Annotated in this window: 22 protein-coding genes; 8 read left to right on the forward strand and 14 right to left on the reverse strand. The window is 71.8% G+C overall.

Annotated elements, in window-relative coordinates; translation table 11 throughout:
• Positions 1–9 precede the first annotated feature (9 nt).
• Entirely contained in the window at positions 10–513 is a 504-nt protein-coding gene (locus KSO98_RS17290; RefSeq protein ID WP_225286982.1) for a carboxymuconolactone decarboxylase family protein, read from the reverse strand.
• Between the two features lie 94 nt (positions 514–607).
• On the opposite strand from KSO98_RS17290, the gene KSO98_RS17295 reads away from it, so the two are divergent.
• On the forward strand, positions 608–1,069 hold the full coding sequence (locus KSO98_RS17295; protein WP_225286983.1) for a MarR family winged helix-turn-helix transcriptional regulator: 462 nt from the start codon (positions 608–610) through the stop codon (positions 1,067–1,069).
• Positions 1,070–1,132: 63 nt separating this feature from the next.
• Here the strand turns inward: KSO98_RS17295 and KSO98_RS17300 are convergent, their stop codons facing one another.
• Entirely contained in the window at positions 1,133–1,831 is a 699-nt protein-coding gene (locus tag KSO98_RS17300; protein WP_225286984.1) for a TetR/AcrR family transcriptional regulator, read from the reverse strand.
• 130 nt (positions 1,832–1,961) lie between these two features.
• On the opposite strand from KSO98_RS17300, the gene KSO98_RS17305 reads away from it, so the two are divergent.
• Positions 1,962–2,897, forward strand: a complete 936-nt coding sequence (locus KSO98_RS17305) for an NAD-dependent epimerase/dehydratase family protein (RefSeq protein WP_225286985.1) — start codon at positions 1,962–1,964, stop codon at positions 2,895–2,897.
• 20 nt (positions 2,898–2,917) lie between these two features.
• Here the strand turns inward: KSO98_RS17305 and KSO98_RS17310 are convergent, their stop codons facing one another.
• Positions 2,918–3,505, reverse strand: coding sequence for a DJ-1/PfpI family protein (locus KSO98_RS17310; RefSeq protein WP_225286986.1), 588 nt, complete (start codon positions 3,503–3,505; stop codon positions 2,918–2,920).
• The gene (locus KSO98_RS17315; protein WP_225286987.1) at positions 3,502–4,077 is read right to left on the reverse strand and encodes a TetR/AcrR family transcriptional regulator; all 576 of its coding nucleotides are present in this window, start codon (positions 4,075–4,077) and stop codon (positions 3,502–3,504) included. The genes KSO98_RS17310 and KSO98_RS17315 overlap by 4 nt, the downstream gene beginning before the upstream one ends.
• Before the next feature lie 100 nt (positions 4,078–4,177).
• Between KSO98_RS17315 and KSO98_RS17320 the strand changes: the two genes are divergently transcribed.
• Positions 4,178–5,035 carry an alpha/beta hydrolase gene (locus tag KSO98_RS17320; RefSeq protein WP_225286988.1) on the forward strand — a complete coding sequence of 286 codons (858 nt, stop codon included), beginning with the start codon at positions 4,178–4,180 and terminating at the stop codon, positions 5,033–5,035.
• Positions 5,036–5,109: 74 nt separating this feature from the next.
• On the opposite strand, the gene KSO98_RS17325 is transcribed toward KSO98_RS17320, so the two are convergent.
• Complete coding sequence (locus tag KSO98_RS17325) at positions 5,110–5,676, reverse strand: TIGR03086 family metal-binding protein (protein WP_225286989.1); 567 nt, start codon at positions 5,674–5,676, stop codon at positions 5,110–5,112.
• A gap of 52 nt (positions 5,677–5,728) precedes the next feature.
• Between KSO98_RS17325 and KSO98_RS17330 the strand changes: the two genes are divergently transcribed.
• Entirely contained in the window at positions 5,729–6,145 is a 417-nt protein-coding gene (locus tag KSO98_RS17330; RefSeq protein WP_225286990.1) for a MarR family winged helix-turn-helix transcriptional regulator, read from the forward strand.
• 10 nt (positions 6,146–6,155) lie between these two features.
• Here KSO98_RS17330 and KSO98_RS17335 read toward each other — a convergent pair whose 3' ends face one another.
• Positions 6,156–6,962 (reverse strand): MerR family transcriptional regulator, encoded by an 807-nt coding sequence (locus KSO98_RS17335; RefSeq protein ID WP_225286991.1) that lies wholly within the window; start codon positions 6,960–6,962, stop codon positions 6,156–6,158.
• 91 nt (positions 6,963–7,053) lie between these two features.
• On the opposite strand from KSO98_RS17335, the gene KSO98_RS17340 reads away from it, so the two are divergent.
• A complete protein-coding gene (locus KSO98_RS17340; RefSeq protein WP_225286992.1) occupies positions 7,054–8,499 on the forward strand; it encodes an MFS transporter in 1,446 nt (481 codons plus the stop codon).
• A 315-nt stretch (positions 8,500–8,814) separates the two neighbouring features.
• On the opposite strand, the gene KSO98_RS17345 is transcribed toward KSO98_RS17340, so the two are convergent.
• Positions 8,815–10,296, reverse strand: coding sequence for an MFS transporter (locus KSO98_RS17345; protein ID WP_225286993.1), 1,482 nt, complete (start codon positions 10,294–10,296; stop codon positions 8,815–8,817).
• A 94-nt stretch (positions 10,297–10,390) separates the two neighbouring features.
• Positions 10,391–10,960, reverse strand: a complete 570-nt coding sequence (locus KSO98_RS17350) for a TetR/AcrR family transcriptional regulator (protein WP_225286995.1) — start codon at positions 10,958–10,960, stop codon at positions 10,391–10,393.
• Positions 10,961–11,044: 84 nt separating this feature from the next.
• On the opposite strand from KSO98_RS17350, the gene KSO98_RS17355 reads away from it, so the two are divergent.
• Positions 11,045–11,926, forward strand: coding sequence for an SDR family oxidoreductase (locus KSO98_RS17355; protein ID WP_225286996.1), 882 nt, complete (start codon positions 11,045–11,047; stop codon positions 11,924–11,926).
• 15 nt (positions 11,927–11,941) lie between these two features.
• Here the strand turns inward: KSO98_RS17355 and KSO98_RS17360 are convergent, their stop codons facing one another.
• Together KSO98_RS17360 and KSO98_RS17365 are read right to left on the reverse strand one after the other, a co-directional pair.
• On the reverse strand, positions 11,942–12,427 hold the full coding sequence (locus tag KSO98_RS17360) for an FBP domain-containing protein (RefSeq protein ID WP_225286997.1): 486 nt from the start codon (positions 12,425–12,427) through the stop codon (positions 11,942–11,944).
• A gap of 21 nt (positions 12,428–12,448) precedes the next feature.
• Positions 12,449–13,039, reverse strand: a complete 591-nt coding sequence (locus KSO98_RS17365) for a TetR/AcrR family transcriptional regulator (protein WP_225286998.1) — start codon at positions 13,037–13,039, stop codon at positions 12,449–12,451.
• Between the two features lie 107 nt (positions 13,040–13,146).
• On the opposite strand from KSO98_RS17365, the gene KSO98_RS17370 reads away from it, so the two are divergent.
• A complete protein-coding gene (locus KSO98_RS17370; RefSeq protein ID WP_225286999.1) occupies positions 13,147–14,391 on the forward strand; it encodes an MFS transporter in 1,245 nt (414 codons plus the stop codon).
• 198 nt (positions 14,392–14,589) lie between these two features.
• Here KSO98_RS17370 and KSO98_RS17375 read toward each other — a convergent pair whose 3' ends face one another.
• The 4 genes from KSO98_RS17375 to KSO98_RS17390 all read right to left on the reverse strand — a co-directional run bounded on the left by KSO98_RS17375 (position 14,590) and on the right by KSO98_RS17390 (position 18,129).
• Positions 14,590–16,860 carry a heavy metal translocating P-type ATPase gene (locus KSO98_RS17375; RefSeq protein ID WP_225287000.1) on the reverse strand — a complete coding sequence of 757 codons (2,271 nt, stop codon included), beginning with the start codon at positions 16,858–16,860 and terminating at the stop codon, positions 14,590–14,592.
• 7 nt (positions 16,861–16,867) lie between these two features.
• Positions 16,868–17,074, reverse strand: a complete 207-nt coding sequence (locus tag KSO98_RS17380; protein ID WP_225287001.1) for a heavy-metal-associated domain-containing protein — start codon at positions 17,072–17,074, stop codon at positions 16,868–16,870.
• Positions 17,075–17,103: 29 nt separating this feature from the next.
• Positions 17,104–17,394, reverse strand: coding sequence for a metal-sensitive transcriptional regulator (locus KSO98_RS17385; protein WP_225287002.1), 291 nt, complete (start codon positions 17,392–17,394; stop codon positions 17,104–17,106).
• Between the two features lie 84 nt (positions 17,395–17,478).
• On the reverse strand, positions 17,479–18,129 hold the full coding sequence (locus KSO98_RS17390; RefSeq protein WP_225287003.1) for an NAD(P)-dependent oxidoreductase: 651 nt from the start codon (positions 18,127–18,129) through the stop codon (positions 17,479–17,481).
• Positions 18,130–18,206: 77 nt separating this feature from the next.
• Here KSO98_RS17390 and KSO98_RS17395 point away from each other — a divergent pair, with 77 nt between their 5' ends.
• Complete coding sequence (locus tag KSO98_RS17395) at positions 18,207–18,557, forward strand: winged helix-turn-helix transcriptional regulator (RefSeq protein WP_225287005.1); 351 nt, start codon at positions 18,207–18,209, stop codon at positions 18,555–18,557.
• The last annotated feature ends 1 nt before the right edge of the window (position 18,558 follow it).

Genomic DNA, 18,558 nt, shown 5'->3' on the forward strand with positions numbered 1-18,558 from the left:
GGCCGGTGCTCAGGCGCGCAGCAGGCGGTTCGCGTACGTCGACATCGTGTAGACGCCGATGCCGAAGACGATCTCCAGCGCGTTCTGCGGGGTGAAGCCGGCCGCCAGGAACTCCGCGATGTCCTTCTCGGGCACCTCGCCGGCGTGATCCATGATCCGGTGGACGAGGAGCCGCACCGCCTCGAGCTCGGGGTCCGCCAGCTGCCGGTCGTCGCGCAGGGGCGCGACGAGGTCCTCGCGGCCGAGCCGCCGGAGCACGGCGCTGTGGATGCCGATGCAGGTCCGGCAGTCGTTACGCACCGCGACGGTCATCACCACGACCTCCCGCACGGGCGCGGACAGCGTCGTCTGCTCGAAGGCGGCGCTCGTGCCGAGGAAGCCGTTGAGCAGGGCGGGCGAGGTGGCCATCTTGGCGACGGCCTCCGGGACGGCGCCGAACTTCGTACGGACGGCGGCCATCGCCGGCCGGGCATCGACCGGCGCGGTCTCCAGGGTGTGCAGCGGGAAGGTCATCTGTCGTCCTATCGTCAATAGGGTTGTCTATTCCTCCGGCTACACTACGGACAACGTCCTTGACCGTCAAGTACGTTGACGAACTGGAGGTGCCGTGGCTGCCCGACCCGGCTTCGAGCTGCCCCTGCTGCTGCTCGCGGGGTTCCGCGAGATCGTCGACGAGACCCATCGCCGCCTGGCTGCACTCGGCCACCCTGAAGCGCGCCCGGCGCACGGCTTCGCGATGCAGGCGATCGGCGTCGGCGCCACGGCCACCGACGTGGGACGGCGCCTCGGCGTGAGCAAGCAGGCGGCCGCCAAGACCATCGAGCGCCTGGTCGAGCTCGGCTACGTCACCCAGGAGCCGGATCCGGCCGACGCGCGGCGCAAGATCGCCACCCCGACCGAGCACGGCCGGGACATGCTGCGCCGCAGCGCCGCGCTCTTCGACGACATCCAGGCCGAGTGGGCCGAGGCGATCGGCGTCGCACACCTCGACCGGCTGCACGCCGACCTCGCGCGCCTGGTCGGTGACCGCGCGTTCCAGATCGACGGCCTCAGCGGTCTGACCGACTGACGCCACGACGACGAGGCGCGCCCTGGCACTGCCGGGAGCAGAGGGGCGGTGCGTCCGCCTGCCTCAGTCGATGAGGCCGACGGCCGCGGAGAGGCGCACGAGGTGGAGCTCGAAGAGCGCCTCCGGATCCCCGACCCCATCGGGTCCGTACTGGCCGAAGATCTCCCAGCTGATGCAGCCGAAGAGCGCGGCCCAGGCGAAGAGCGCAGCGGCGACGACGTCGTCGGGGACGTCAGCGCCGATCTCCTCGCGCACCGCCGCGAAGCCGGCCAGCAGCCCGGGCGAGGCGACCTCCGCCGGCGGGGGCGCGAGCCGGCCGGCGGCGTACGCCTCGCTCCACACCCTTACGAGCGCAAGCACGACGCGCGTGCCGGGCACGGTGGTCTGCTCGGCCGGAGCCCGGTAGCCCGGGACAGGACCACCGAAGAGCAGCGCGTACGTGGCCGGCTCAGCCAGGCCCCACGCCCGGACCGCGCGGGCGATCGCGCTCTGCCGACCGACGAAGTCGTCGGCCGCGACCTCGTCGAGCGCCCGATCGACGGCATCACCGAGCTCGTCGTACCCGTCGACGACGAGCAGGGTGAGCAGCTCATCGCGGCTTTTCACGTAACGGTAGACCGCCGAGGACACGACGCCGAGGTCGCGAGCGACGGCGCGGAGGGAGAGCGCCGCGGCGCCGTCGGTGGCGAGGTGCTGACGCCCGATCCGCACGATGTCGGCCATCGTCCGGGCGCGGGCGCGGTCTCGAGGGGTGCCGGCCATGGTCCGATCATCGCACGTTCGGAGAGCGCTGGAAACAAATGTGAGCACTGCTCTTGCATTTGCTCCCGACGCGGCCCACACTCCTAACAGAGAGCACTGCTCTCGATCACCCGCGATCGAAGGACAGGTCATGAACCAGCAGCCCCAGCACTCCACCAGCGTCATCATCGGCGCCGGCCCGGTCGGCACCACCATCGCCCGCCGGCTCGCCGACGCCGGACGCCCCGTCCGGCTCCTCACCCGCTCCGGCAGCGGCCCCGAGCACGCCCTCGTCGAGCGCGTCAGCGGCGACGCCTGCGACGCCTCCGTCCTCGCGGAGGTCTTCTCCGGCGCGGCCGCGGTCTTCGACTGCATGCATGCCAGCGCCTACGACGCGAAGGTCTGGCGCCGCGAGCTGATCCCGGCCGAGGCCGCGGTCCTCGAGGCCGCCGGCCACGTGGGCGCGGTCGTGGTCTTCCCCGAGAGCGTCTACTCCTACGGCCCGGTCCACGGCGCGATGACCGAGGACCTGCCGCGCGCCGCGTCCTTCGGCAAGCCCGCCGTCCGCACCGAGCTCCTCGCCGCGCGCGCAGCATCCGGCACCCCGACCGTCAGCGTGATCGCCGCCGACTTCTACGGCCCCGGCGCGCACACCGCGATCGCCGGCGACACCATGCTCGATCCGATCCTGGCGGGGAAGCGGGTGAACACCATCGGCAGGGTTGACCTGCCCCACTCCTGGACCTACGTCCCCGACCTGGCGGCGGCGATGATCCGCGCCGCCGATGACGAGTCGCTGTGGAACACCGTGCTGCACGCGCCGACCGCCGCGCCCGCCACCCAGCGGGAGATGGCCGGGCTCTTCGCCGAGGCCGCCGGACTCGCAGCGCCGAAGATCGGCGGGATCCCGGGCTGGCTGATGCGCGCCATCGGCGTCGTCCACCGCGGCACCCGCGAGCTGGCGGAGATGACCTACCAGTTCGAGCGGCCGTACGTGCTCGACTCGAGCGCCAGCGAGGCCCGCCTCGGTCTCGCCCCGACGCCCCTGGAGGTCGGCACGAAGGCGACCGTCGCGGCCTGGCGCTGAGCCGTGCTCGGGTCAGCGGCTCACCAGAGCCATTCCATCTCCTCGACGACCGCGGCCCTGGTGTCCTCGCCCGCGAGCAGGCCGACGATGTGGAGGGACAGGTCGATGCCGGCCGAGATGCCACCGGAGGTCCACACCCGCTGGCTGTTCTGCACGAAGCGCTCGCCGCTCACGACCTCGACCTCGGGCATCAGTGCGCCGAGCTCATCGAAGGCGCCGTGGTGGGTGGTCGCGCGGGTGGCGGCGAGGACGCCGGCCCCGGCGAGCACGAGCGCCCCGGTGCACACCGAGAGCACCAGCTCCGCGTGCTCGGCGGCCCGTGTGACCCAGGCGAGCACCTCCGGACGGCGCAACAGCGGCCGCGTCCCCGCCCCACCGGGCACGACCAGGATGGTCGGCAGCTCGGTGTCCGCGATCGAGGCCGGCGGCACCACCGTGAACCCGCCGCGCCCGACCTGCGACCCGGCATCGACGCCGATCGCGTACGTCCGGAACGCGCCTCCCGACACCTCGCCGGCGACGTTGAAGACCTCGTACGGGCCGGCGTAGTCCAGGACCTCCATGTCGTCGAAGGCGAGGATCCCGACGGTGCGCTCCACGATGCTCATGCGGGCAAGCCTCGGGCCGCGGCGAGTGCTCCCGCAATCAGATATTCTGCGGCGGCGCGCGCCTGGGCAGCCGCCTCGGAGGTGCCGGCGATCGCGGCGGTGACCTGCGCACCCTCGGCGAGGATCGCGAGCTGCGGCGCGAGGCTCGCGGGTGCCCCGGCCTCCTCGGCCAGTCGCGCGACGTACGCCTGGAAGCCGGCCTTGTGCACCCGGACGGCCTCGGCGACCCGCGGGCTGGCGGCACCGAGCTCGCCGAACGCGTTGATGAAGCCGCACCCGCGGAAGTCGGCCTCGCAGAACCAGTCGGCCAGGAAGTCGTAGACCGCGATGAGGCGCTCGACGGGGTCGGCGATCGCGTTGACGCGGCCCTCCACGCCCGAGGTCCACATCCCGTGGCGCTTCTCCAGCACCGCGATGATGAGGTCCTCCTTGGACGGGAACTGCTTGTAGATCGCCTTGAGCGACACGCCGGCGGCATCGCGGACGGCGTCCATCCCGACCTGCCCGAACCCGCGCGCGTAGAAGAGCGCATCGGCGGCGTCGACGATCCGGGACCGGGCTTCCTCAGTCATGGGAGACATCCTACTTGATAAGGAGAACGAGCGTTCCCTACTGTTTCGATCGTCTGGAGAACGTACGTTCTCTAGACGCCCTCCCCCACACATACAGAACATGACCGGCAACCCGCGCAACATCGCCCTCGAGCCCGCCGCCCAGGCGTTCGTCGACGCCACCAGTGGGCCGCCGTACCTCTACCAGCTCCCCGTCGCCGAGGGCCGCGCCGCAGTGGACGGCGTCCAGGACGCCGATATCTTCAAGCCCGGGGTCGACGAGGAGTGGATCGAGGTCGCGGGCGGCCCCAGCGGCACCGTCAGGGTCAAGATCGTGAAGCCGGTCGGCGCCGGCGCCGCGGTGGTCTTCCCCGAGTACGACCGCTCGCCGGAGGTCCGCTACCCCCACGCCATCGAGCAGGCCTACGCGGTCGCCCAGTGGGTCACCGCGAAGGGCGGAGACAAGGATCTCGACCCCTCGCGGATCGCGGTCGCGGGCGACTCGGTCGGTGGCAACATGTCGGCGGCCCTGACGCTGCTGGCCAAGGAGCGCGGCGACGTGACGTTCACCGGCCAGGTGCTCTTCTACCCGCTCACCGACGCGTCGTTCGACACCGCCAGCTACCACGAGTTCGCCGACGGCTACTTCGTCACCCGCGATGGCATGAAGTGGTTCTGGGACCAGTACACCACCTCGGCGGAGGACCGGGCCCAGATCACCGCCTCGCCGCTGCGCGCCACCGTGGAGCAGCTCTCGGGCCTGCCGCAGGCGCTGGTCATCACCGGCGAGGCCGACGTCCTGCGCGACGAGGGCGAGGCGTACGCCGCCAAGCTGCGCCAGGCCGGCGTCCCGGTCACCGCTGTCCGCTACCAGGGCATCGTGCACGACTTCGTGATGGTGAACTCCCTGCACGACACGTACGCCGCGAAGGCCGCCGTCGCCCAGGCCGTCGCCTTCTTGAAGGACGCCCTGGCCTGATCTCGCGATGGTCCGGGACGTGCTGGTGGGTCGGGGGACCCGAGGACAGCCAGCACGCCCCGGACCGTCCGCGCTCAGCGGCCGAGGAGGGCGAGCGCCTCGGCCCATGGGTCGTCGCCCGCGACCTCACGCGGCGGCGCGAAGACCCCCGGCGTTCCGCCCGGGCGAGCGGCGATCATCCGCGCACTGGCGAGCACCACCTCGACGACCGCCGCACTCGGCCGGTAGGCCTGTCCGAGAGCGGTCGCCGCGTCCCACGCGTGCACGGCGCAGTCGACGACCTGCATCCCGAGTGCCACCTCGACCGGCACCTCCCGCCCGGCGAACTCCGCCAGCCGTACGGTCCGATCCGCCGGTGCCGTCCGGAACGCCTCGCGCAGCCGGGAGGCCGAGTCGCTCCAACGTGGCAGCACCTCGCCCGGCGTCAGCACGGGTGCGGCGTACGCGGCGAGGGGTGCATCCCCGGCGCGCACGGCGATCGCGAAGCCCCGGTTCTGTCCGATCATGTGGCCGAGCAGCGCGCCCAGATCCCAGCCCTCACACGGCGTCGCCAACCCCAGCGACGCCTCCGCCGCGCGGCGGACCAGTCCGTCGGCGTCGTCCAGCGCCTCCTCGAAGCATGCCTGCATCGAAGTCATCATGAGTAGATCGTACGCGTACGTAGATTATTTGCAACGCCGTAGGATCGCGCCCATGGAGCGCCCCGATCTCGGCAAGCTGACCGCCGCCCTGGTGCGAGAGGTCATCCGCCGCGAGGCGCCGATCCTGGAGCGCGCCGGACTGGAGATGTGGGACTACGTCATCCTCGTCGCGCTGAGCGAGGGCGACGCCGCGACCCAGCGCGACCTCGCCGCTGCCTCCGGGCGTGACAAGACCCGGCTGATCGGCAACCTCGACCGCCTCGAGGCCACGGGGCTCGTCGCCCGGGCGCCCGATCCCGCGGACCGGCGCAACAAGGTCGTCAGCCTGACCCCGACGGGCCGGCGCGTGCTGGCACGGTGCCGCAAGGACATCCGGGCGATGGAGGACGACCTCCTTGCGGGGATCACGCCGGCGGATCGCGAGGCGTTCGTACGGGTCCTCATCCTGCTCGGCGACCGGGCCGACTGACCCGAGCGACTCAGCCGACCGGCCAGCACACCTCGGTCACGTGGGCGAGCAGGTCGTCGGCCGCGCCGGTCGGCAGGTAGCGCTCGCGGACCGGGCCGTCGGACGAGCGCGCCTGCTCCCACACCCAGGTGCCGACGGCGCTGTAGGCCTGGTCCAGGTCGATCAGCGGCCCGTCGTACGTGGTGACCGCGTACCGGGCGCCGGGCAGTGAGGTGATCTCCACGCGGCCGCCCAGCTTGGCGGCGGTGCCACGGGGGATCGGCACGAACGCCACCAGCTCGCCCCGCTCGTCGGCGAAGGCCTCGGTGGGGAAGATCGCGCCGTCGGCGCCGGCCCGCTCGAGCCCGGAGGCGCGCAGGACCGCGTGCAGCTCGGTGAAGGCGCCCAGCCACCAGGCCATCCACTCCGAGGCGTCGACCGTCTCGGTGATCGCGAGCACGGTCATCGGGGCCTCGTCGCGATAGCTCACCGGCAGCCGCAGCGGGGAGGTCAGCATCCGCTGCAGCGAGCTGACGGTCTCCTGCGTCTCGCGCAGCTGGGCGCTCATCCGCTCGAGGTGCTCCACGATGACCCGGTTGCGCGACTCCTCGTCGGGCGCGGCCAGCACCTGCTTGACCTGCTCGACGGGCAGGTCGAGCGAGCGGAAGCGCCGGATCAGCTGCGCGGTGCCGACCTGATCGGCGCGGTAGTAGCGATAGCTCGTGGCGTCGTCGATGTAGGCCGGCGCGAGCAGCCCGACGTCGTGATAGTGCCGCAGGGTCTTCACCGACAGGAACGTCATCCGGGAGAAGTCGCCGATGGTGAGCAGGCCGTCCATGCCGGTCAGTCTGCTGTCTCCCCCAGGGGGAGGGTCAATGGGAGATATCGGCTGTTGACTCTCCCGTTGCCGGAGGCTCGAGAACAGTCACATGACCACTCTCTCCACTCCCCGAGCGCTGCCGACCGCAGCGCGCACCGCACCGGGCTGGCTCCCCCTCGCCGCCCTGCTGAGCGGCACCTTCCTGGTGGTGCTCGACTTCTTCATCGTCAACGTGGCGCTGCCCTCGATCCAGCGCGACCTCGGCGCCGGCGACTCCGCCGTCGAGTGGCTGGTCGCCGGGTACGGCCTCACCTTCGGCGGCCTGCTGATGGCAGCCGGTCCACTCAGCCAGCGGTGGGGCCGGCGCCGCACCTACGTCCTCGGCGTGCTCGTCTTCGTGCTCGCGTCCACGCTGTGCGGGATCGCGCCCGACGTGGGGACGCTGATCGCGGCGCGACTGGCGCAGGGCGTGGGCGCCGCGCTGCTCGCGCCGATGGTGCTCGCCCTGATCGGCGACGTGTACGAGGGGCCGGCCCGGCTCAAGGCGATGAGCGGATACGCCACCGTGATGGGCGTCGCCGCCGCCCTGGGCCAGCTCATCGGCGGGATCCTCATCCGCGCCGACATCGACGGCCTGGGCTGGCGCACCGTCTTCCTGGTGAACATCCCGGTCGGCGTCGCGATCCTCCTGACCGCCCGCCGGCTGCTCCCCGCCCCGGCGCTGCGTCAGCGCGCTCCCCTCGACGTCGCCGGCCTCCTGCTGGTGGTCGTCAGCACGACCGCGGTCCTGCTCCCGCTGCTCGAGGGTCGCCGGCTCGGCTGGCCGGAGTGGACCTGGGCCAGCCTCGGCCTCGGCCTCGCGCTCGCCGCGGGACTCGTCCGCCGCACCCTGTCCCGCGCCACCTCCGGCCGCGCGCCGATCCTCGACCCCGCCGCCCTCCACGCTCCGGCCGTACGCCGCGCCCTGATCGCCCAGGCGCTGCTGTTCTGCGGGATGGCGTCGTACTTCCTGGTGCTGGCCCTCTACCTGCAGATCGGCCACGGCCTGGGCCCGTTGCGCTCGGGACTGGTCTTCACCGTGATGGCGTCGAGCTACATGGTCGGCACCCGGCGCGCGGCGGGTCTCGCCGTCCGCTTCGGCACGCGGGTCGTGCCCGGCGCCGCGCTGGTGTTCACCCTCGGCCACCTGCTCGTGCTGGCCGCGGTCGGCGAGATCGGCGTGACCGGCTCCGTCTGGTGGCTCGCCCCTGGTCTGGCGGTCTCCGGCCTGGGCATGGGCGTGTGCCTCAGCTCGCTGGTCGGCTCGGTGATGGCGGGCGTCGAGCCGCAGCACGCCGCGACCGTCAGCGGCACCCTCTCGATGGTCCAGCAGCTCGGCAACGCCCTCGGCGTGGCACTGATCGGCCTGGTGTTCTACGGCGCGAGCGAGCGCGGCATCGACGTGGCCTTCGAGCACAGCCTCGTCTGGCTGGCGGGCAGCACCCTCGCTCTCGCCGCGGTCACCGCCCTGCGGCCCCGGGTCCGTGCGGGTGCAGCAGGTCGTACGCGCGGCTGAGCTTCTGCGGCACCACCATCCGCCACGCGTCCACGACGAGCTCGCGGGGACCCAGTTGAAGCGCAGGTCGGACGCCGCCGGCATGGCGAACCGCCCTGGATCGCTCGCGACCAGGGCGGCTCGCTCCTCCTTGGGGTAGGCGAAGCCCATCACCCGCTCGTCGAGGGAGAAGGCGACGTACACGATCTGCTTGACCCGGAACTTCAGCCGGCCGCGGACGTGGACGGGATAGGAGCGCTCGAGCTCGCTGCCCAGCGGCAGGACGTCCTCGATGCTCGCCATGATCCGATCATCCCCCGCACCAGGCCGGTGGGGTCAGTGCACTTCCTCGACATCGCGCGAGTTGCTGAGCGTGAGCGCGCCCAGTCCGGCGATCAGACCGACGACCACGGCCAGGACGCCGTACGCCACGCGCTCGCCGTCGAAGAAGGACTGGACGAGGTCACTGCTCCAGGCCCCGGCCGGGAGGTTGACCGTCACCCGGGCGGCGATCAGGGTGCCGATCACGGCGGTGCCGATGCTGGTGCCGACCTCCTGGGCGGTGTCGTTGAGCGCGGCGCCGAGCGAGGTGCGATTCTCCGGCATCGCCGCGACCAGGGCCACCGCGCAGATCGTCATGACGGTGCGCAGGCCGACCGTCATCAGCACCATGCAGACCGCGATCACGGCGTAGCCGTGGTGCACGCCCCAGGCCATCCCGGCGAGCGAGGCGGCGAGGAAGCCTGCGCCGATCAGGCAGGCGATCCGGTGGCCGAAGCGCTTGCCGAGGCCCTCGGAGACCGGCGTCGCCAGGATCATGGTGACGATCAGCGGGAGGTTGGCCAGGCCCGCGCGCATCGGGCTCCAGCCGTACGCGTACTGGAAGTGCAGGATGAGCCCGAACATCACGCCGGCCATCGCGATCGCGGTGCCGAGCTGGGCGATGGTGGCGCCGCGCACGGTGCCACCATGACGGCCGGTGAACAGCGACAGGTCGAGCATCGGCTCGGCCGTACGGCGCTCGTGCCACACGAAGATCGATGCCGCGAGCACCGCGCCGACGGCGCAGCCGAGGGTGAGCAGCGCGGTCCAGCCGTGCTCGACGCCGCTGGTCAGGGCATAGGAGGCCAGCCCGATGGTGCTGATGCTGAGCACCGCGCCGGGCAGGTCGAGCCTGTCGTTGGTGAGGCCGTCGGCCTCGTCGGGGGCCACGCCGACCCGCACGCCGATGAAGGCGATGAGCGCGATCGGGGCGTTGACCACGAGCAGCCACTCCCAGCTGAAGTGTGCGAGCGCGCTGCCTCCGAGCAGCGGTCCGAGGATGAAGCCGCTCATCCCGACGATGATCATCACCGTCATGGCGCGCATCCGGAGCTTGTCGTCGTCGAAGAGCCGGAAGACCAGCGAGTTGGTGATCGGTGCCATCATCGCGGCGGCGACGCCCAGTGCGGCGCGCAGCGCGATGAGCTCGTTCGTACGGTCCACGAACACCACCAGCAGGCTCAGCGACCCGAAGATCGCCAGCCCGATCTGGAGCACGCGGCGGCGGCCGAAGCGGTCGGCCAGCGAGCCGGCGGTGAGCAGCAGCCCGCCGAAGGTCAGGGAGTACGCGCCGGTGATCCACTGCAGCGAGGTCGTGGTGCCGTGCAGGTCGCGCCCGATCGTGGGGATCGCGATCGAGAGCAGGGTGTTGTCCACCATCTCCACGAAGAACGCCATGCACAGCGCGAGCATCGGGATCCAGGCGGCGCCCAGCGAGGCGTACGTGCGGGTGGCGGCGGTGGTCGGTGCGGTGACTTCCGGGGTGGCGGTGCTCATCGGCGGCTCCTCTGATCGGCGGTGAGGCTACCTTCGGGCCTGCCGCCTTCAGCCGGGTTTCAGCGCGGTTTCACCGCGCCTCCACCGGGGCCTCTCACAGTGCGGCGCTCGCCTCGCGCAGCGCGTCGAGCGCGGCCACGGCGTACGGGCCGAAGCCGGTCGCGTCCTCGGCGTCGGTCCAGGCGGCGTACCCCTGCTTGAACGCGAGCACGCCCATCTCAGCGGCGAGGTGGGCGACCGGCTCCGCGACGCCGCGCGCGATGAGCGCGTCGGTCATCGCCACCGCGAGACCGATCCGCTTGAGCGCCTCGCGCTCCTGCAGCTCGGTGCTGGAGGCGATCGCCGCCTTCATCTGGGGCGCCATCTCGCGGTTCACCAGGCCGAACATCTCACCGGCGCGCTCCAACCCGTTCCTCACGGCGCCGAGCGGGGTCGCGTCGGCGGGCGCGCTCGCGATCCCCTCGGCGAGCAGCTCGCTCAGTGCCCCCTGGCCGGCGGCGAGCAGCTCGCGCTTGTCGGGGAAGTGCCGGAAGAAGGTGCTCTTGGTGACGCCGGCACGCTCGGCGATCTCGGCGACGGTGGTCGCGTCGTACCCCTGCTCGGCGAAGAGCTCGACGGCCGCGACGACCATCCGCTCGCGTGCTCCGGGTTCCCAGCGTGCCATGCGCCCATCATAGTGATGGCACCTTTGTCCCATCACCTGCTACGGTGATGGGACAAAGGTCGCATCACTTCCAAGGAGTCCATCATGCAGGTCTTCGTCACCGGCGCCACCGGCAACATCGGGTCGGCGGTCGTCGCCGAGCTCCTCGCCCACGACCACACGGTCACCGGCCTCGCCCGCTCCGACGCATCGGTCAGCAAGCTCAGGGCGGCCGGCGCGGATGCCGTACGCGGAGGCCTCGCCGACCTCGACGTCATCCGCGCGGCGGCACGCGCCGCCGACGGCGTCATCCACCTCGCCTTCAGCAACGACTTCTCCAGCCCCGAGGCGCTCGCCGCCGGCGTGGCGGAGGAGACCGCCGCCATCGCCGCGATCGGCGAGGCGCTGATCGGCAGCGACAAGCCCTTCGTGGTCTGCTCCGGCACGCCGTGGATCCCCGGCCGGGCGTCGACCGAGTCCGACCCGCTGCCCACGGAGGGGCCGGTCGGCGGTCGCGCCGTCACGGTCACCCGCACCCTCGAGCTGGCCTCGCAGGGCGTGCGGACCTCGGCCGTACGGCTCCCGCGGACCGTCCATCAGAACGGCGACGGCGGCTTCGCCGGGATCCTCACCCAGATCGCGCGCCAGCGCGGGGTCTCGGGCTACCCGGGCGACGGCACCCAGCGCTGGCCCGCGGTGCACTCGGCCGACGCCGCCTCGCTCTTCCGGCTCGCCCTGGAGAAGGCGCCGGCCGGCACGTCATGGCACGCGGTCACCGACGAGGGCGACCAGGTCCGCGACATCGCCACGGTGATCGGCCGTCGCCTCGGCCTTCCGGTCGAGGCGGTCCCGGCGGAGTCGTACGGGCCGGTCGGGGCGATCTTCGCGATGGACCAGCCCTCCACGAGCACGCACACCCGCGAGACGCTCGGCTGGGAGCCCACCCACGGCACGCTGCTCGCGGACCTCGAGCTCATCCAGCCCTGAGGGCCGGCGTCGGCCTCAGACCGGCTTCAGCACCCGGACGATGAAGTCGTCGAGGTTGGCGCGCAGACGTTGGATCTTCTGCTCCACGCCCAGCGTCTCGCGCGCGATCTCGCCCCGCGGCCGCATCTTGTCGCGCGCATAGAGCGAGCAGACCAGATCGGAGCAGATGTACGTGCCCACGGTGTTGCCGGCCTGGCCCGCGCGGCCGGCCCGCGGCGCCACCATCAGCGACACGTCACCGACGGTCATGCACAGCGAGCACATCGTCTTGCGGGGGCCGGCGGTGTTGGTGGCCAGCCGCATCCCGATGCCACGCAGGACGCCGTCGTGCTCCGCGACGAGATACGCGCGCTGCGGCGACCTGGGATCACGCCAGCCGAGGTAGTCGAGGCCCTCCCAGTCCTGGGTCGCGAGGTCGAGCGGCAGGTTCGCCCGCTTGGCCTCGCCGCCCGTGAGGTTCACGAACGCCGTCCGGATCTGAGGCTCGGTGAGTGGCGACACGAGTAACGATCCTAGGCGCGCTCAGAGGCCGGCGGCGCTCAGCACCGACTCGGCGAGCATCCGGGTGTTCGCGGCGAGCTCCGGGTTGGTCGGGTCGCTGTCCATCCGGGCCGCCATCTGGGCGCCGTCGTAGATCAGGTGGAGCTGCGAGGCGATCCGCTCGGCCTCAGCGACGCCCGCCGCCGCCAGGATCTCGGCGAAGACCGTGCGGACGTAGTTGCGGTAGGTCCTGCTCGACTCCTCGTACGGGCCGCCGTGGGGGCCCTCCGCCGTGGCGGCCGCGAACGCGCAGCCGCGGTAGTCCGGGCGGGCGAAGAGGATCCGCTGGGAGTCGAAGACGGCCAGGATCCGCTCGCGCGGGCTGCCCTCGGCGACCGCGTCGAGCGCGGCGGTGATGCGCGCGACCTGCCGCTCGTGGCGACGATCGAGGTAAGCCGTGACGAGGCCGTCCTTGTTGCCGAAGTTCTTGTAGAGCGTCGCCTTGGCGACGCCCGATTCGGCCAGCACCCGGTCGATGCCGACGGTGTGCACGCCCTCGGCGTAGAACAGCCGCTCGGCGGTGTCGAGGAGGCGCTCGCGGGCGCTCTCTCGGACGGGCTCAACTCTGGTCACAGTCACATCTTCCACAACGTCTGCGAGGTTGCGAATCTTCCTTGGAATAGACAGATCTGTTCACCGGTTGCGAACAGACAGGTCTGTCTATCATTTCGGAGGCTCCGATGTCCGTCACCACCGCTGCGGCACCCGGCACCATCCGGTCGAGCGCCGCCCACGAGGCACCCGCGCCCGGCTCACTCGTACGTCTCGCGCTGCTCGCCTCGATCGCGATCTCCTTCCTCGCCGCGAGCGCCGCGCCCACACCGCTCTACCAGCACTACGACCTCGTCTGGCACGGCACCGCGCTGACCACCACCGAGGCCTTCGGCGTCTACGCGATCGCCGTGCTCGGCGGCCTGCTCGTGTTCGGCAGCGCGGCCACGCACGTCGGTCGTCGCCCGGTCCTGCTGGCCGCGATCGCGCTCCAGATCGCTTCTCTCCTGCTCTTCGCCACTGCTGGTTCCTACGAGCCGCTCTTCATCGGCCGGGTTCTGCAGGGGTTCGCCGCCGGCGCCGCCCTCGGCACCCTCGGTGCGGCGATGATCGAGGCCCACCAGTCGCACGGGACGATCGCCAGCTCGGCGGCGCCGTTCGCCGGTACGGGTCTCGGCGCACTCACCGCCGGCATCGCGGTCAGCTACCTGCCCTGGCCCACGCACCTGATCTACCTGGGCCTCAGCGCCGTGCTCGCGCTCCAGGCCGTCGGCGTCATCACCCTGCTGCACCCGACCGCGACTCAGCCCGGCCTGATCCGCAGCCTGCGTCCGCAGGTCGCCGTACCGTCCTCGGCCCGGACGGCCTTCGCGGCGGCCGCGCCAGCCGCGTTCGCCACCTGGGCGGTCGCCGGCCTCTTCGGTTCGCTGGGCCCCGCCGTACTGCACGCCATGTCGCCGGACTCGCCGTCGGTGCTGGGCGGGCTCGCCCTCTTTGAGGTGGCCATCATCGGCTCGATCGCCACCATCGCCGTCCGGTCGTGGGAGGGGCGCCGGCAGCTGACCTGGGGGCTCTCGGTTGTCATCGTCGGCATCGCCGCCCTCGCGGTGATGATCGCGGCCGGCACGATCGCCGGCTTCATCGCGGCCGCCGTGATCGTCGGGATCGGCTTCGGCAGCGCGCTCCAGGGCAGTATCCGCACGACGGTCCCGCTGGTCGAGGCGCACGAGCGCGCCGGCCTGCTGGCCGCGGTCTACCTGGTGTCGTACGCCGGCATGGGCATCCCCGCCGTCGGCGCCGGCTACGCGGTCAGCCGCGGGGTCGACCTGACCACCGCCGCCGTCGCCTACGCGATCGGTGTGATCGTGCTGGCCGCCGGCGCCCTGGCCCTGGTGCTGCGCGGCCGCGAGGCGGAGGCTCCGACCGCGGCCTGACCCGCTATACGGATGAGCACATGGGGCGCGACTCGCTCCATGTGCTCGTCCGTATAGGTCCCTATAAAGACGAGCACGTACCAGGCAGGCGGGTATCGACCGTGCTCATCCGTATAGGGCCCTATACGGATGAGCACATGCGCGCCCAGCGCCGAGCGTGCTCATCTATATACGCCGTGAGGGCCGGCGTCCCACGCCCTAGAGCGAGCTGCGGAAGCGCCTGAGGCGCAGGCTGTTCGTCACCACCGACACCGAGGAGAACGCCATCGCGGCGCCCGCGAGCATCGGGTTGAGCAGCCCGGCGGCGGCGACCGGGATGGCGACGACGTTGTAGCCGAACGCCCAGAAGAGGTTGCTCCGGATGACGCCCAGCGTGCGGCGAGAGAGCCGGATCGCGTCGACGGCCACCCGCAGGTCGCCCCGTACGAGGGTGATGTCGCTGGCCTCGATCGCGACGTCGGTGCCGGTGCCCATCGCCAGGCCGAGGTCCGCCTGGGCCAGCGCGGCGGCGTCGTTGACGCCGTCGCCGACCATCGCGACGGCGCGGCCCTCGCCCTGCAGCCGCTTCACCACGTCGACCTTGTCGCCGGGCAGCACCTCGGCGTACACGTCGGCATCGTCGATGCCGACCTGGGCGGCTACCGTACGGGCGACGCGATCGTTGTCGCCGGTCAGCAGGATCGGGCGCAGCCCCAGGGCGCGCAGCTCCGCGATGGCCTGCGCGGAGCTCTCCTTGACCCGGTCCTCGACGACGAGCACGCCTCGGGCCCGGCCGTCCCAGCCGACCGCGATGGCGGTCTGGCCGCGACCCTGCGCCTCCTCGAACGCCGCCTGGAGGTCGGCGGTGAGGTGCTGCGACCACTCCGCGAGCAGCCGCGGGCGACCGACCAGGACGGCGTGCCCCTCCACGATGCCCTGGACTCCGAGACCCTCGACGTTGCCGAAGTCCTCGGGCGCCACCAGCGCGCCCGACGCCGTGCGGGCGGCATCGGCGATCGCCCGGGCGATCGGATGCTCCGAGGCGTCCTCGAGCGCGCCGGCCAGCCGGAGCACCTCCGAGGCGTCCTCGCCGGCAGCGATCACGGTCGCGACGAGCGTCATCTCGCCGGTCGTCACCGTGCCGGTCTTGTCCAGCACGACGGTGTCGACCTTATGGGTCTGCTCGAGGACCTCGGGGCCCTTGATCAGGATGCCGAGCTGCGCGCCCCGACCGGTGCCGACCATCAGCGCGGTCGGCGTGGCCAGTCCCAGCGCGCACGGGCAGGCGATGATCAGGACGGCCACGGTCGCGGTCAGCGCCGCAGCCATGCCCTCGCCGCGTGCCAGCCAGAAGGCGAAGGTGGCCAACGCGATCACGATGACGACAGGCACGAAGATGCCGGAGATCCGGTCGGCCAGCCGCTGCACGGCGGCCTTCCCGGTCTGGGCGTCCTCGACCAGCCGCGCCATCTGGGCGAGCTGGGTGTCGGCCCCGACGCGGGTGGCGCGTACGACCAGCCGGCCGCTCGCGTTGACGCATCCGCCGACGACGGCGTCCCCGACGGACACGTCCACCGGCACGGACTCGCCGGTCAGCATCGAGGCGTCGACCGCAGAGGTGCCCTCCTCGACGGCGCCGTCGGTCGCGATCTTCTCGCCCGGGCGGACGACGAAGCGGTCACCCACGGCCAGTTCGGCCACCGGGATCCGGACCTCGGCACCGGAGCGCAGCACGGCCACGTCGCGTGCGCCCAGGTCGAGCAGGGCGCGCAGCGCCGCCCCGGCGTTCCGCTTGGAGCGGTGCTCGAGGTAGCGACCGAGAAGGATGAACGTGACGACGCCGGCGGCGGCCTCGAGGTAGATGTCGGAGGCGCCGTGGGTCCGCTCCAGCGTCAGGGAGAAGCCATGCCGCATGCCGGGCATGCCCGCGTCACCCCAGAAGAGCGCGTAGACCGACCAGAGGAAGGCGGCGCCGGTGCCGAGCGAGACCAGGGTGTCCATCGTCGCGGCGCCGTGACGCAGGTTGGTCCAGGTCGCCCGGTGGAAGGGAAGTCCGCCCCACACCACGACCGGCGCGGCCAGCGTCAGCGAGAGCCACTGCCAGTTGGTGAACTGCCAGGCCGGCACCATCGCCAGCGCGACGACCGGCACCGACAGCAGCGCCGAGACGATCAGGCGGGTACGGAGCGCGGCGAGGGCCACGTCCTCCGGCGGCGCCACGGCGTCGTCGGCGCGATCCGCGATCGGCGGTGCGGGCAGCGCCGCCCCGTACCCGGCCTGCTCGACGGTGGCGATCAGGTCGTCGGTGCTGACGCCGTCCGCGTAGGTCACCCTCGCCTTCTCGGTGGCGTAGTTGACCGTCGCAGTGACACCGTCGAGCTTGTTGAGCTTGCGCTCGATCCGGTTGGCGCAGGACGCGCAGGTCATCCCGGTGAGCGTGAGCTCGACCTGCGAGTCGCTTGCCGGATTCGTCGTCACCTCGGTGCTCATGACGGGCTCACGCCAGCTGGTAGCCGGCCTCCTCGACGGCGGCCCTCACGGCCGACTCGTCGAGAGGCTCGGCACTCGTGACGGTCACCGCACCCGTGGCCAGGTCGACCTCGACGTCGCTGACGCCGGCGAGCTCCTGCACCTCCTCGGTGACGGATGCGACGCAGTGGCCGCAGGTCATGCCGGTGACGGTGAAGGTCTGCGTGGTGCTCATGGTCGGATTCCTCTCAGGGGGCGTACGGGTCAGGAGCGGACCAGGCGGGCGATGGCGGCAGAGGCCTCCTTGAGCTTGAGCTCGGCCTCCTCACCGCCTTCGCGGACGGCGTTCACGACACAGTGCGCGATGTGCTCGTCGAGCAGCCCGAGCGCGACCGACTCGAGCGCCTTCGTCATCGCGGAGACCTGGGTGAGGATGTCGATGCAGTACTGCTCCTCCTCCACCATCCGCTGCAGACCGCGCGCCTGCCCCTCGATGCGGCGCAGCCGCTTGAGGTAGTCGTCCTTGGTGCCGTTCGCGATGTAGCTGTGCGCCATGACCGCCCCTTCCTGGTTCTCCTTTCCCAACACGGTACCCCCTGGGGGTATTCCGCGCCAGTGCTCGCTCCGAGCGGCGACCGCTCAGTACGCGACGGCGAACCGCACGCGCCGATGAGCCGGCGCGACCACCTCGTCGACGACGGCGAGACCGAAGTCGGCCCCGGAGATGAAGGACTCCCCCGCCGCATCGCTCAGCAGCACGTCCCCACCAGCGCGGTAGCTGCCGGTCGCCTCCCCGGGCGCATAGGCGCCGAAGCCTGCGGCCGGGCTCACGTAGAACCAGTCCAGGGAGGAGTCCGACGCCTGCAGGTCTGCGAGCACCGCGGTCAGCTCGAGCGCCTCGCCCTTGAACTCGGCCGGGAACCCCTCGGTGTCCACCAGCCGCGGCCCCCCGTCAGCCACCTGCAGCGAGCCTGCGCCCCCGACCACACCGAGGCGTACGCCCTTCTTCGCAGCCTCGTCGGCGATCGCGCCGTACAGCTCCCGCAGCCGGCCCGGAGCACCGAGGTCCCCACGCGGGGCGAGGGTGGCGATCACGGCGTCGGCCCCCTCCAGCGCCGAGCCCAGGACCGCAGCATCGGTGAGGTCGCCGGTGCGGTACTCGACGCCCGCGATCGGCGACTGAGGCAGGGAGCGGCTGTAGCTGACGGCGCGGAGTCCGCGGGCCGCCGCGGCGGCGAGGATGTTGCCTCCGGCGTATCCGGTTCCGCCCAGAACGATCAAAGTAGTCATATAGTCACCGTAGGAGAGTCAGTCACTTTCCGTAAGTAGGCACTTTGCCGTGCCCCACGCACCCCGAGGTAACCGCCGTGACCCACCCCGCCTGGGACCCGTACGTCCGCGACTGTCCGACCCGCCAGGTCCTCGATCGCATCGGCGACCGCTGGACGGTGCTGGTCATCGGGGCCGTGAGCGACGGCCCTACCCGGTTCTCCGAGATCGCCCGCCGGGTGCAGGGCATCTCCCAGAAGATGCTCACCCAGACGCTGCGCGCCCTGGAGAGCGACGGCTTGGTGACGCGCACCGTCCATCCCGAGATCCCGCCGCGCGTGGAGTACGAGCTGACCGACCTCGGCCACTCGCTGCGCGTGCCCCTGCGAGCGCTCGAGGAGTGGGCGACCACCCACATCGAGCAGATCCTCGCCGCCCGATCCGCCTGAG

It is taken from the genome of Nocardioides nematodiphilus (assembly GCF_020216525.1).
GTDB lineage: Bacteria > Actinomycetota > Actinomycetes > Propionibacteriales > Nocardioidaceae > Nocardioides > Nocardioides nematodiphilus.